Origin of the sequence: Ancylobacter sonchi (genome assembly GCF_018390695.1) — a bacterium.
GTDB classification, from domain to species: Bacteria; Pseudomonadota; Alphaproteobacteria; order Rhizobiales; family Xanthobacteraceae; genus Ancylobacter; species Ancylobacter sonchi.
The window spans coordinates 75193-87733 of the sequence record NZ_JAHBGF010000016.1; the positions used below are offsets into that span (position 1 = coordinate 75193).

Consider the following 12541-nt stretch of genomic DNA (forward strand, 5'->3'; position numbering starts at 1 on the left):
CAGCTGCGCGCCACTTCCGGGCGCTTGTGAGCTGGCGTTTTATGGCACGGTTTGGAACGCTTGAATAGTCATACTGTTTGACTTTTCAGCCGCAGTGCAGCGGGCCCTTCGCGGCCGCGAACGTCATGGCGGAGCTGACGCAACGGCCCGGCCGGCGCGCGGCCGCCAGCGGTCCGCGCTTGCCGGATCGGACGGGGGCGCCGAAGCTGCGGGGTTCCGGAAATCGGCGGATCACCGCCACCTTTGAGCGAGTGCCGCCATGCTGATCCGCCCCGCGACGCCGGCCGACGAAGCCGCGATTCTCGGCCTGCTCCGCCAGATCGCCGCCGAGGCCGACGAGCCGGATTACGGCCCGCAGTGCAGCGATGCGCGGCTGCTGGAGGTGATCGACCAGTGCCGGACGCTGGTGATGGAGCGGGACGGCGCCGTCATCGGCATGAGCGCGGTGCGGGTGCTGGATTTTTCCGAACATCCCGACGCGCCCGGCGCGAAGGCGGCGTTCCTCATGGCGTTCGGCATCGAGACCTCGCAGCGCCGCCGGGGCCACGGCGCCGCGCTGTTCGCGGCGATGCGCGCCCTACTCGGCGAGGAGGGCGTGGAGGCGCTCAGCCTCAACGTGTCGGCGGCCAATGAGGCGGCGCAACACTTCTATCGGCGGATGGGGCTGGCGGTGCGCTCCATGCACATGGGCATGAGCCTTGTGCCATGAGGCTCGTGCCATAAGCCCTGCGGTGGGCCCGGCCGCGCCGGAACAGCGGCGCGGCTGCCGATGTCCGGCGAGCAGACACCCTCAGAGGGAACGGCAGGGGCGGGGACCGCCCCTCGTCAGTGCACGAAGCCGACGATGTCCTTCACCTGGCGCATGGTGACGTCGGCGATGGCGCGGGCGCGCTCGGCGCCGTCGCGCAGCACCGCGTCGATATGGCCGGGATCGGCGACGAGGCGCTTCATCTCGTTACCGATCGGCCCGAGCTTCTCCACCGCCAGCTCGACCAGCGCGCCCTTGAAGGTGGAGAACTGGCCGCCGCCATAGGTCTCCAGCACGACTTCCTTGCCGGTGCCGGACAGCGCCGCGTAGATGCCGACGAGGTTCTCCGCCTCCGGGCGGCCCTTGAGGCCGTCGAGCTCGGTGGGCAGCGGCTCCGGATCGGTCTTCGCCTTGCGGATCTTCGAGGCGACGGCGTCGGCGTCGTCGGTGAGGTTGATGCGCGACAGGTCGGAGGGGTCGGACTTCGACATCTTCTTTGAACCGTCGCGCAGGCTCATCACCCGCGCGGCCGGCCCGCCGATCAGCGGCTCGGTGAGCGGGAAATAGCCGCCCTCCTCGCCCCGGCCGAGACCGTTGGCGGCGATCGAGTCGGAGAAGTCGTTGTTGAACTTCTGCGCGATGTCGCGGGTGAGCTCGATATGCTGCTTCTGGTCCTCGCCGACCGGCACGTGGGTGGCGTGGTAGAGCAGGATGTCGGCGGCCATCAGGTTGGGATAGGCGTAGAGGCCGACCGAGGCGTTCTCGCGGTCCTTGCCGGCCTTCTCCTTGAACTGGGTCATGCGGTTCAGCCAGCCGAGGCGGGCGACGCAGTTGAACACCCAGGCGAGCTCGGCGTGGCCGGAGACCTGGCTCTGGTTGAAGACGATGTGCCGGGTCGGGTCGATGCCGGCGGCGAGATAGGCGGCGGTGACTTCGCGGATGTTGCGCGACAGCTCGGCCGGGCCGCCCCAGACCCGCATGTCCGGGGTGATGGCGTGCATGTCCACCACGCAATAGATGCAGTCGAAGCTGTCCTGCAGTTCGGCGAAGCGCTTGATGGCGCCGAGATAATTGCCGAGATGCAGGTTGCCGGTCGGCTGCACGCCGGAAAACACGCGCTGCTGGACGTTCATTACACCCTCGAAAAGGCTCGCATCCTCGAAGAAACGGGATCTCCCGCCGGGTCCGCCGCGGACGCGGCTTTCCGGGGTCCGCGTCATGGCACGCACGGCCTGACGGCGCAAGGGCTGTAAGCCTGAAGCCCGCGCGAGTTCAGCGACGCGGCAGCAGGCCGAGGCCGCCGGCGGCAAGCCCATAGGCGACGACACCGGCCAGCACCACGCCGCCGAGCGCCAGCGTGCCATGAAGGCCGCCGGCGGCGAGCGGGCCGGCGAGGAGATGCGCGCCGAGCCCGACCGGCAGCGCCATGACGAGCGTCGCCGCGAGACAGGCGGCCAGCCGCCGCCACTCGCCGCCGTCGAGACGCAGCAAGCTGGCACGGGCGAGCCCGCCCCACAGGCCGATCAGCGCCACCACGCTGGAGACGACGACGCCGAGCGCCGGCCCGGCCAGACCGAGCGGGCCGGCGGCGGCGAAGCCGACCAGCCCGCCGGCGACCAGCGCGGCGAGGCAGACCCGGGTAACCAGCCGGCCGAGCCCCTGCGCGAAGGCGGCGGTCGACAGGATGCGCTCCATCGCCTGCAAAGGCAGGCTCGCCGCCAGCATCGCCAGCGCGGTGACGGTGAGCGCGGTCGCCTGCGCGTCGAAGGCGCCGCGCTGGAACAGCACCCGCACGATTGGCTCGGCCAGCAAAGCGAGGCCCATCGCCGCCGGGGCGGTGAGCGCCAGCGCCGCGACGAGGGCATGACCTGTCAGATTCTCCGGCCGGCCGCGCACGGCCAGCGCCGGCAGCAGCACCGCCCCGGCGCTCGCCCCGACGAGGCCGAGCGGCAATTCGACGAGACGGGTGGCGTAGAACAGCGCCGAGACGCCGCCGTCGAGACCGGAGGCGCTGGCATTGGCGACGAGAATGCGCAGCTGCGGCAGCGCGGCGGCGAACAGCGTCGGCCCGGCGGCCAGCAGCACCGGCAGCGCTGCCTTGAGCGCCGCGCGGTTCGGCATGAGGGCGGCCGGCCGGTAGGGCAGCGCGGCGCCGATCACCATGAGCTGTGCGAACGCGCCGGCCAGCGTCGCCAGGGCGAGGAACACCAGCGCGCGGGCGCCGAATCCCTCGTGGCCGCCGGCATGGAGGAGGGCGAACAGGCCGATCACCGCCAGCACCGCGAGATTGCCGACGGCGGGTGCGAAGGCCGGCCTCGTCACCCGGCCGGCGGCGTTGACCAGCGCGGCGAGCACGCCGGCGCAGGCGGCCAGCGGCAGGGCGAACATGGCGATGCGCCCGGCCAGTACCGCGCCGCCGGCGCGGGCGGGATCGTCGAGGAAGCCCGGCGCCAGCAGCGCCGCCACCTGCGGCATGAACAGCGCCAGCCCGGCCGCCAGCAGGCCCGCCGCGACGGTGAAGGCGAGGATCAGCGCCCCGGCAAAGGCCCCGGACGGCGCGACGGGCGTCGTGGAGGAGGGCGGGGCGGTACCGGCGGGAGCGGAGGCTTCAACCTCCGACGCGGCGGGAGCGACGTCGGCCGGAGCAGGGGCGGCGGGCAGGCGCGGCAGGATGGCGGCGTTGAGCGCCCCCTCCCCCAGCAGCCGGCGGGCCAGCTGGGGAATGGCGAGGCCGGCGACCGAGGCGTCGGCCACCGCGCCGGTGCCGAACAGCGCCGCCACCGCCGCGTCGCGGGCAAAACCGAGCACGCGCGAGAGCAGCGTCAGCGAGACGACGGTGGAGGCATGCCGCAGCAGGGACATCAAGGCGCCGGCGGTTGGGACCCTGCCAGCAATAGACGCTTGCAAGGCGTGGCGGAAGGGCGCGGCGGAAGGGGACTGCGGCGCGCGCTCGGAGGGGCCGCGTGCGGCTCGGTCACGTTGCGGGCGGTTCCCCGTTCTGCTACCGGACAATACCCCTTCCCCATGCGAAAGGACCGCACGTGACCGCGCCAACCCTCGATGTGATCGGTTTCGGCAACGCCATCGTCGATGTGCTCGCCCGTGCCGAGGACGACTTCCTGATCGCCCATGGCATGCGCAAGGGCGGCATGACGCTGATCGACGAGGAACGCGCCGAAACGGTCTATGCCGCCATGGGGCCGGGCATCGAGATTTCCGGCGGCTCGGCGGCCAACACCATGGCCGGCATCGCCGAGCTGGGCGGGCGCGCCGGCTTCGTCGGCAAGGTGAAGGACGACGCGCTCGGCGCCATCTTCGCCCATGACATCGAGGCAGCCGGCGTCGCCTACCGCACCCCGGCGGCCCCCGACGGCGCCGCCACCGCCCGCTGCCTGATCCTGGTGACGCCGGACGGCGAGCGCACCATGAACACCTATCTCGGCGCGGCGCAGGACCTCACCCCCGACGACGTGGTCGCCGCGACGGTGGCGAGCGCCACCGTGACCTATCTCGAAGGCTATCTCTGGGATCCGCCGCCGGCCAAGCAGGCCTTCCTCAAGGCCGCCGCCATCGCCCACGATGCCGGGCGGCACGTGGCGCTGACGCTGTCCGACGCCTTCTGCGTCGACCGCTACCGCGCCGAGTTCCTCAAGCTGATGCGCGAGGGCACGGTCGACCTCGTCTTCGCCAATGAGGGCGAGCTGAAGGCGCTGTACGAGACCGCCGATTTCGACACCGCCCTCGCCCAGCTCTCCACCGACGTACGCCGGGCGGTGGTGACCCGCTCCGAGCAGGGCGCGCTGTGGGTGTCCGGCAATGAACGCGTCGCGGTGCCCGCCCACCCGGTCGAGGAGGTGGTCGACACCACCGGCGCCGGCGACCTGTTCGCCGCCGGCTTCTTGCACGGTTTCTCGCGCGGCTTCGCCCCGGCGGAATCGCTGCGGCTCGGCGCGCTCTGCGCCGCCGAGGTGATCGGCCATATGGGGGCGCGCGCCGAGCGACGGCTGAAGGAGCTGGCGCAGGAGAACGGGCTGCGCATCTAGACATTCCGTTACGGAATGGACATGGAGCGCCGGACGCAACTTCGTCACGATTGCCGGCGAAGCTCGGGGTGTACCGCGTTGCGGGGTCCGTCGCAGAGGTTCGCCAGATGAGCGTCGTCCAGCTCCAGACCCCGCCTATCCCTTATGACGCCGCCCGCTTCCGTTCGACGGCGGACTATTACGGCCGCTACCGCCAGCCCTACCCGCCCGAGCTGATCGCGGCGGTGGCGGATCGCGTCGGGCTGGAAGCCGGCGACCGGCTGCTCGACCTCGGCTGCGGGCCGGGGCCGCTGGCGATCCTGTTCGCGCGGCTCGGCTACGACGTCACCGGCATGGATCCCGAGCCCTCCATGCTGGCGGCGGCCAAGGCCGATGCGGCGGCGGCCGGGGTGCGGCTCGAACTGATCCGCGGCTCGTCCTACGACCTCTCGCCGGCGCTCGGCCGGTTCGGCGCGGCGGTGATGGGCCGCGCCTTCCACTGGATGGACCGGCCGGCGACGCTGCGCGCGCTCGACGCGCTGATCGAGCCCGGCGGCGCGGTGGTGCTGATGGGCGACCGGCGGCTGCACGCCACCCCGGACTGGCATGCGGTGCTCGACCGGCTGGCCGAGCGGCACGTGCCGCAGCGCTATGCCGACCGGCGGGCGCGCCAGCAGCCGGGCTGGGTGCCGCATGAGGCGGTGCTGCTCGCCTCGCCCTTCGCCCATGTCGAGCGGATCGGCCGCATCCTGCCCCGCGAGCGCGGCATCGAGGATGTGATCGGCCTCGCCTATTCGCGCTCGCTCACCTCGCCGGCGGCGCTCGGCGACGCCCAGCCGGCCTTCGAGCGCGAGCTTCGCGACGAACTCGAACGGCTCGCCCCGGACGGGCGCTTCCACGACGTCATCGAGATGAGCGCGGTTCTGGCCTTCCGGAACCCGCCGGAGCACTGACGCGCGTCTGCCGGCGGAAGCCGGCAAATGGAGGACGCGATCCGCCGGCGTCTGCCGGCGGGGGCGGGCTCAGCGCGAGCGCCCTATCGCGGCGCCCTACCTCGGCGCCCTTTTGGCGAGGATGCGCTGCAGCGTGCGGCGGTGCATGGAGAGACGGCGCGCCGTCTCCGACACGTTGCGCCCGCACAGCTCGTAGACCCGCTGGATGTGCTCCCAGCGCACCCGGTCGGCCGACATCGGGTTTTCCGGCAGCTGCGGCTTGTAGTCGGCCTGGGCGTTGAGCGCGGCGCAGATGTCGTCGGCGTCGGCGGGCTTGGCCAGATAGTCGACCGCGCCCATCTTCACCGCGTTCACCGCGGTGGCGATGTTGCCATAGCCGGTGAGGATGATGCCGCGCGCTTCCGGGCGGCGGCGCTTCAGCGCCGAGATGACGTCGAGGCCGTTGCCGTCGCCGAGCCGCATGTCGACCACGGCATAGGCCGGCGGGCCGCCCTCGACGCGGGCAAGGCCGTCGGCGACGGTTTCCGCCGTCGTCACCGCGAAGCCGCGCATTTCCATGGCGCGGGCCAGACGCTGGAGGAAGGGCCGGTCGTCATCGACGATCAGCAGCGAACGTTCGATGTTATCGGCGGTAGTATCGAGCATGGCGTTTCCCCGGCGAGGGGCTCCCTTGCGGCCGCCATGCGTTGCGGCGGCCTCACTATTTTATGCGAGGCTACACCGCAGGGGCGGCAATGCACAGCGCCGTGGCATTATAGCGCAGCGTCAACGCTTGTCATTTCACCTCGACGGCGACGGCGTCCCGCTCGGAAATATCGATCTGCCGGCGCGGCCAGCGCACGGTGACGCGGGCGCCGTGGCGCGGGGCCGGCAGGTTCACATAGGCGAGCTCGGCGCCGGAGCGCTCCAGCAGCGTCTTGGCGATGAACAGGCCGAGCCCGAGCCCGTGCTCGCCATCCTCGCCATCGCCGTTCTCCTCGCGCCGCCAGCGATGGCGGCCGCGGCTGGTGAGATAGGGCGCGCCGATGCTGTCGATGAGCTCGGCCGGGAAGCCCGGCCCGTCATCGGTGACGGTGACGACGATGTCGCGGTCGTTCCAGTCGGCGGCGATCTCCACCCGGCGGGCGGCGAAGTCGACCGCGTTCTCGACGATGTTGCCGAGGCCATAGATCAGGCCGGGATTACGGGCGATCACCGGCTCGCCGATGCGGGTGGTGGCGGAGACCTCGACGGCGATGCCGAAATCGCGGTGCGGCGAGGCGACGTCCTCCAGGAGATGGGTGATCTTCATGCGGTCGAACGGCGCCTCGCCGGCGTCGAGCGTGGTGAGGCGGCGCAATATGGCGCGGCATCGGTCGGACTGCTCGCCGAGCAGGCGGATATCATCGGCGAGCGGGCTGTCGGCCGGCAGGCCGCGCGCCAGCTCCTTGGCGACCACGGTGATGGTGGCCAGCGGCGTGCCGAGCTCATGGGCGGCGGCGGCGGCGAGGCCGTCCAGCGCCGAGAGGTGCTGCTCGCGCGCCAGCACCAGCTCGGTGGCGGCGAGCGCCTCGGACAGTTCGCGCGTCTCCTCGGCCACCCGCCAGGCATGGGTGCCGATGAAGGCGATGGACACCGCCAGCGCGCACCAGATGGCGGCGAGATAGAGCGGCGGCAGCAGCGGGCCGCCACCGACAACGTCGCTGTGCCGCCAGGGCAGCGGCATCTGCCACAGCCCGACCAGCGCCGCGAGGCCGCCGGCGAGCAGCCCGAGCAGCAGGGTGGAGCGCGGCGACAGCGCGGTGGCCGAGATCAGCACCGGGGCGAGGAACAGCACCGCGAAGGGATTGGCGAGGCCGCCGGTGAGGAACAGCAGTGCCGCCACCTGCAGGATGTCATAGGCCAGCAGCCAGGTCGCCTCGGTATTGGACAACCGCCGCGCGCCGGGCGAGCGCAGGCGCAGAGCGAGGTTCAGCCATGCGGAAAGCGCCACCACCGCGAGGCAGGCGCCGATCGGCACGGTGAAGCCGAGCAGCCACTGCACCACGACGATGGCGGCGGTCTGGCCGGAAATCGCCAGCCAGCGCAGGCGGATGAGCGTGTCCAGCCTGAGGCCGAAAAAGCGCTCGCCGATCGGATGATCCAGCGAAAGTGGCATTTTGTTCCCCCTTGCGCGCCCTCTATACAGGCAAGCGACGCGCGGCGGGAATGCGCTGATTCGTTTGACGTGCGGCCGAAAGCGACTATGTGTTGCGCTGCACAACAATCCCGCCGGTTTCTTCGCTATCGCGGGAACCCGGGCGGGACCTCGGGAATTGCCGACCTACCGACGAGGCTACGCCGGCCGGATGCGGGCGGTTCTACCGGTACAGGTGCGTTGCAGAACCCCACTCACACATCGGAGGCGCGTATGGCGATCGGTGTATTCGGGACGTTGCCCGACGCGGAAGCAGTCGCAGGGACGCCGGCGGAAATGCTGGAGGCGGCCTCGGTCTTCTCCAAGCCGCTCTACTGGATGTTCGAGATGGGCCAGGCAGCGCTCGACCCGCTGCGCATGCTGGCGGATGCCGGGCGGCTGTATTACCGCAACCCGGCCAACCCGCTCGCCCATACCGATTTCGGCCGCACGTTGCTCGCCGGCTTCGAGATGTTCGAGCGCACCACGCGGCGCTACGGCAAGCCGGACTGGCGGATCGACCACACCACCGTCGGCGGCGCCAAGGTGCCGGTACGCATCGAGACGGTGTGGGAAAAGCCGTTCTGCCGGCTCATCCATTTCGAGCGGGTGTTCTCGCGGCCGCCGCGCCGGCCGCAGCCCCGCATGCTGATCGTCGCCCCGCTGTCCGGCCACTACGCGACGCTGCTGCGCGGCACGGTGGAGACGCTGCTGCCCAACCACGACATCTACATCACCGACTGGACCGATGCGCGCGAGGTGCCCTTGAGCGCCGGGCGCTTCGACCTCGACGACTACATCGACTACCTGATCGAGATCTTCCACTTCCTCGGCGGCGGCGTGCACGCGCTCGCCGTGTGCCAGCCGGCGGTGCCGGTGCTGGCCGCCGTGTCGGTGATGGAGGCCAAGGGCGACCCCGACGTGCCCGCCTCCATGGTGCTGATGGGCGGCCCGATCGACACCCGCGAGAGCCCCACGGCGGTGAACAACTTCGCGGAAGCGCGCGGGCTCGACTGGTTCCGCCGCAACGTCGTCACCACCGTGCCGTGGCCGCATCCCGGCGTGATGCGGCAGGTCTATCCCGGCTTCCTGCAGCTGCACGGCTTCATGAGCATGAATCTGGAGCGGCACCTGCAGGCGCATGCCGACATGTTCCGCCATCTGGTGAAGGGCGACGGCGACAGCGCCGCCAAGCACCGCGACTTCTACGACGAATATCTCTCGGTGATGGACCTGCCGGCGGAATATTACCTGCAGACGCTGCAGGCGGTGTTCATCGACCACGCGCTGCCCAAGGGCACCTTCACCCATCGCGGCGAGAGGGTCGATCCCGGCGCCATCCGCAACGTGGCGCTGCTCACCGTCGAGGGCGAGAACGACGATATTTCCGGCGTCGGCCAGACCCAGGCGGCGCACAAGCTGTGCGTGAACCTGCCGGAGGAAAAGCGGGCGCATTATCTCCAGCCGACCGTCGGCCATTACGGCGTGTTCAACGGCTCGCGCTTCCGTGCCGAGATCGCCCCGCGCATTTCCGACTTCGTGCTGAGCCATAACTGGCCGAAGAAGGGCCACAACCAGCCGGCGCAGGCCGCCAAGGCCGAGCCGGAGGCCTGAAGAATGGCGGGGCCGGCCATGGCTCGCTCCGCCTGGCCCGCCCCGCCCGTCCGGCTCGCGCCGTCGGTGGCAATAAACGATCCCGGGCGGGATTTGGGAGCCGCCGCCCAGGCAATATGCTCCGACGGGCGGACCGAACCCCGTGAGGCCGAAACGCCCCGGGTCCCAGTGCGGCGGCCGCGAAAACCTGCCGCCCGCACCCGTCGCCGTGCTGAAATCCTCGTCTTGCAGTCCCCGTCTTGAAATCCTGGCGCTGAACTCGCCGTTCCGGCACCGATGACGGGCTGGACGTCCGCCGGCACCGCACGCCCCCCGGCGATCCGCAACCGGCCAAGTGCCGCCACGGATGAGGGCGCCGGCGGAGGTCCCGCGCCGGCGAGATCACTCGCCGACGACGCTATTCGCTCGCGACGTCCTGCGGCATCAGCCGGTCGAGGCGCGACACCAGCGGGCGCACGGTCGCGGCATCCGGCCGGCCGGCGGCGCGCAGCTGGCCGAGGCGCTGCTCGTGCTCGTCTACGAAGGCGAGGGCGGCAGCCCGCTGCTCCGGCGTCATGCGCGGCGTGTGCTCGAGGCGCTTGCGCATCTGCGCGAAGCGGGCGTCGAGCGGGGCCTCCGGCAGATTGGCGAGATAGCCGCAGAAGGTGGCGTCGAAGGCGGCGCGCCAGCTCTCGCGGGTGAAGCCGGCCTTGGCGATCAGGCCGCCGCGCACCTCGTCGCGGGTGAACCACTCGTCGGCGGTCTCCTCGTCATAGGCGAGCGGGCCGAGCTCGGGCGACAGCTTCTCGACGAGATCGACCACCTTGGCGGCCTCGGCGGTGGTCAGCGCTGCGGGACTGGCCATCGCATGGGCGACGAGGCCGGCGAGCAGGACGAGCGCAAGCGTGACGATAGCCGCACGCGTCCGCAGGCGTAGGGGCAGGTAAGACATGATTGGCACTCGCTGGTGAAACGCGAGCGTCTTGCTAAACGGACCGGACGGTCCGGTCTCGGCATCGCGCGCAGCAACTGGGCGTGCCGCGCAGCCGGTTACGCGGTCTTCGACTCCCCGGACGTCAGTTTCTCCTCGCCCGTACCGCCCGCGCCCGCACGTCGGACGGCGTGCAGCCATAGCGGCGGCGGAAGGCGCGGTTGAAGGTCGACAGGTCGGTGAAGCCGGCATCGAAGGCGAGGCTGGCGATGCTCTCGCGGCTCGACGGATCGCCGAGCCGGCGGAAGGCGCGCTCCAGCCGCGCCTCGCGCAGGAAGTCCGAGAAGCTGGTGCCTTCCTGCGCGAACAGGAGCTGCACATAGCGCGGCGAGATGCCGTGGCGGCGGGCGATGGCGGCGATGTCGAGCTCGGGATCGTCGAGCCGGGCGAGGATGTGCCGCTGGATCAGCGCCAGCCGGGCGCCGCGCAGCGCCGAGCCGTGCTGCTCGGCGCCCTCCGCCGGATTGGCGGCGAGGGTGAGCGCGGCGAGCCGGGTGAGATGGTCCGCCGCCAGCCGGGACGCCTCCGGCGTCGCCGGCGGGTGTCGGCGCAGCAGCTGGGCATAGCCGACCAGCAGGCCGAGCCCGGCCGTCTCGCGTCCCGCCGTGCGGAAGGCGTGGCCGCCAAGGCCGGGCACCAGCGCCGCCAGCACCCGGCGCGGCAGTACCAGCACCTCGTAGCAGCTGGCCGGCGCCCGCGTGACGAAGCGCGCCGACTGGTCGAAGGCCAGCAGCTCGCCGGCGCCGACGGCCAGCGTGCGGCCGCCGTCGATCTCGGTCTCGTAGCCGACGGGATTGACCAAGAGCTGGTAGTCGTCGCGGCCATCGGCGAGCAGCTCGCGCGACCTCACCCCGGTGAAGGCGTCGTAGCAGGCGTCGCCGACCAGCACGCCGTCGAGCGGCAGGATGGAGAAGCGGGCGCGGAAGCTCTCGGAGTCCACCGGATTGAAGTTCATGCCGGCGGCATGGCGGCCGACCACATCATGGATGAAAGCGAGGCGCTCGTGCCGCGGCACGTCCTCGGTCGACAGGCGTTGCATGGCGTTCCCCCCGGACAGCCTTGGTCTTTTGCCGTGTTGCGGGCGGACAGGTGTGACGCTACGGCAGAAAAGTCAATCCGGCGACGACGGAGGCACAGCGGAGGCTTGATGGAGGCGCGGCTCACGGCTCCCAATAGGGCGGGTCGCCGAACGCCTGCCGCAGCCAGTCGGCCAGCGCCCGCAGCTTGGCCGGGGGACGGCGCCCCTCCGGGTGGGCGACATAGATGAATTCCGGCTCCGTCACCGCGCCGACCTCGACCGCCACCAGCGTTCCGGCCTTCAGCGGCGGCCCGGAGATGAACAGCGGCAGCAAGGCGATGCCGAGCCCGGCGAGGGCGGCGTCGCGCATCAGTTCGCCATTGTTCACCCGCAGCGCCGCCGGCGCACGCAGATGCACCGTTCCGTCCTCGGTGAGGAAGCGCCAGTCGGCGATGCCGCGGCCGGTGTAGAAGATGCCGCGATGCGCCTCCAGCTCGGCGAGGCTGCACGGCGTGCCGTGGCGGGCGAGATAGTCCGGCGAGGCCACCAGCACCCGCCGGCTGCGGGCGAGACGCCAGGCGACCAGCCGGCTATCATGCAGCGGCCCGTGCCGCACCACACCGTCATAGCCTTCCGAATGGGCGTCGATGCGGCGGTCGTCGAGATCGAGGGTGAGCTCGATGCGCGGATGCCGGGCGAGGAAGGGGTAGAGCGCCGGGCCGAGATGCAGCCGGCTAAAGGTGACCGGCGCGGAGAGCCGCAGCGGTCCGGCCAGCGCGCCGCGCCGCTCGGCCAAGGCGGCGGCGGCGGATTCCAGTTCGTGCAGCGCCCCCGAAGCGCGCTCCAGAAAGGCGAGGCCGTCCTCGGTGAGCGACAGCTTGCGGGTGGAGCGGTGGATCAGGCTGGCGCCGAGCCGCTGCTCCAGCTCCTTCAACCGGTCGCTGACCACCGATTTCGAAAGCCGCAGCCGACGGGCCGCCTCGCTGATCGAGCCCGCCTCGGCAATGGCGACGAAGGCGGCGATGCCGTCGAGCTTCATCGTTCGGATTTCCCGGACACCA

General features: G+C 71.3%; 11 protein-coding genes. 4 read left to right on the plus strand and 7 right to left on the minus strand.

Annotated elements, in window-relative coordinates; all coding sequences use genetic code 11:
* Positions 1-259 precede the first annotated feature (259 nt).
* Positions 260-709, plus strand: a complete 450-nt coding sequence (locus KHC28_RS07715) for a GNAT family N-acetyltransferase (RefSeq protein ID WP_214007765.1) — start codon at positions 260-262, stop codon at positions 707-709.
* Positions 710-825: 116 nt separating this feature from the next.
* Here KHC28_RS07715 and trpS read toward each other — a convergent pair whose 3' ends face one another.
* Together trpS and murJ are read right to left on the minus strand one after the other, a co-directional pair.
* Positions 826-1881 (minus strand): tryptophan--tRNA ligase, encoded by a 1056-nt coding sequence (gene trpS, locus KHC28_RS07720; RefSeq protein ID WP_214007766.1) that lies wholly within the window; start codon positions 1879-1881, stop codon positions 826-828.
* Positions 1882-2020: 139 nt separating this feature from the next.
* The gene (gene murJ / locus KHC28_RS07725) at positions 2021-3610 is read right to left on the minus strand and encodes a murein biosynthesis integral membrane protein MurJ (protein WP_214007767.1); all 1590 of its coding nucleotides are present in this window, start codon (positions 3608-3610) and stop codon (positions 2021-2023) included.
* A 179-nt stretch (positions 3611-3789) separates the two neighbouring features.
* On the opposite strand from murJ, the gene KHC28_RS07730 reads away from it, so the two are divergent.
* On the plus strand, positions 3790-4791 hold the full coding sequence (locus KHC28_RS07730) for an adenosine kinase (protein WP_214007768.1): 1002 nt from the start codon (positions 3790-3792) through the stop codon (positions 4789-4791).
* A gap of 107 nt (positions 4792-4898) precedes the next feature.
* On the plus strand, positions 4899-5723 hold the full coding sequence (locus KHC28_RS07735; protein WP_214007769.1) for a class I SAM-dependent methyltransferase: 825 nt from the start codon (positions 4899-4901) through the stop codon (positions 5721-5723).
* 96 nt (positions 5724-5819) lie between these two features.
* Here the strand turns inward: KHC28_RS07735 and KHC28_RS07740 are convergent, their stop codons facing one another.
* Together KHC28_RS07740 and KHC28_RS07745 are read right to left on the minus strand one after the other, a co-directional pair.
* Positions 5820-6368, minus strand: coding sequence for an ActR/PrrA/RegA family redox response regulator transcription factor (locus KHC28_RS07740; RefSeq protein ID WP_214007770.1), 549 nt, complete (start codon positions 6366-6368; stop codon positions 5820-5822).
* Positions 6369-6498: 130 nt separating this feature from the next.
* Complete coding sequence (locus KHC28_RS07745) at positions 6499-7860, minus strand: ActS/PrrB/RegB family redox-sensitive histidine kinase (RefSeq protein WP_214007771.1); 1362 nt, start codon at positions 7858-7860, stop codon at positions 6499-6501.
* 252 nt (positions 7861-8112) lie between these two features.
* Between KHC28_RS07745 and KHC28_RS07750 the strand changes: the two genes are divergently transcribed.
* The gene (locus KHC28_RS07750) at positions 8113-9492 is read left to right on the plus strand and encodes a polyhydroxyalkanoate depolymerase (RefSeq protein ID WP_214007772.1); all 1380 of its coding nucleotides are present in this window, start codon (positions 8113-8115) and stop codon (positions 9490-9492) included.
* A 397-nt stretch (positions 9493-9889) separates the two neighbouring features.
* Here KHC28_RS07750 and KHC28_RS07755 read toward each other — a convergent pair whose 3' ends face one another.
* The 3 genes from KHC28_RS07755 to KHC28_RS07765 all read right to left on the minus strand — a co-directional run bounded on the left by KHC28_RS07755 (position 9890) and on the right by KHC28_RS07765 (position 12519).
* Positions 9890-10423 carry a hypothetical protein gene (locus KHC28_RS07755; protein ID WP_214007773.1) on the minus strand — a complete coding sequence of 178 codons (534 nt, stop codon included), beginning with the start codon at positions 10421-10423 and terminating at the stop codon, positions 9890-9892.
* A 124-nt stretch (positions 10424-10547) separates the two neighbouring features.
* Entirely contained in the window at positions 10548-11501 is a 954-nt protein-coding gene (locus KHC28_RS07760; protein ID WP_214007774.1) for an AraC family transcriptional regulator, read from the minus strand.
* 121 nt (positions 11502-11622) lie between these two features.
* On the minus strand, positions 11623-12519 hold the full coding sequence (locus KHC28_RS07765; protein WP_214007775.1) for a LysR family transcriptional regulator: 897 nt from the start codon (positions 12517-12519) through the stop codon (positions 11623-11625).
* Positions 12520-12541: the final 22 nt, after the last annotated feature.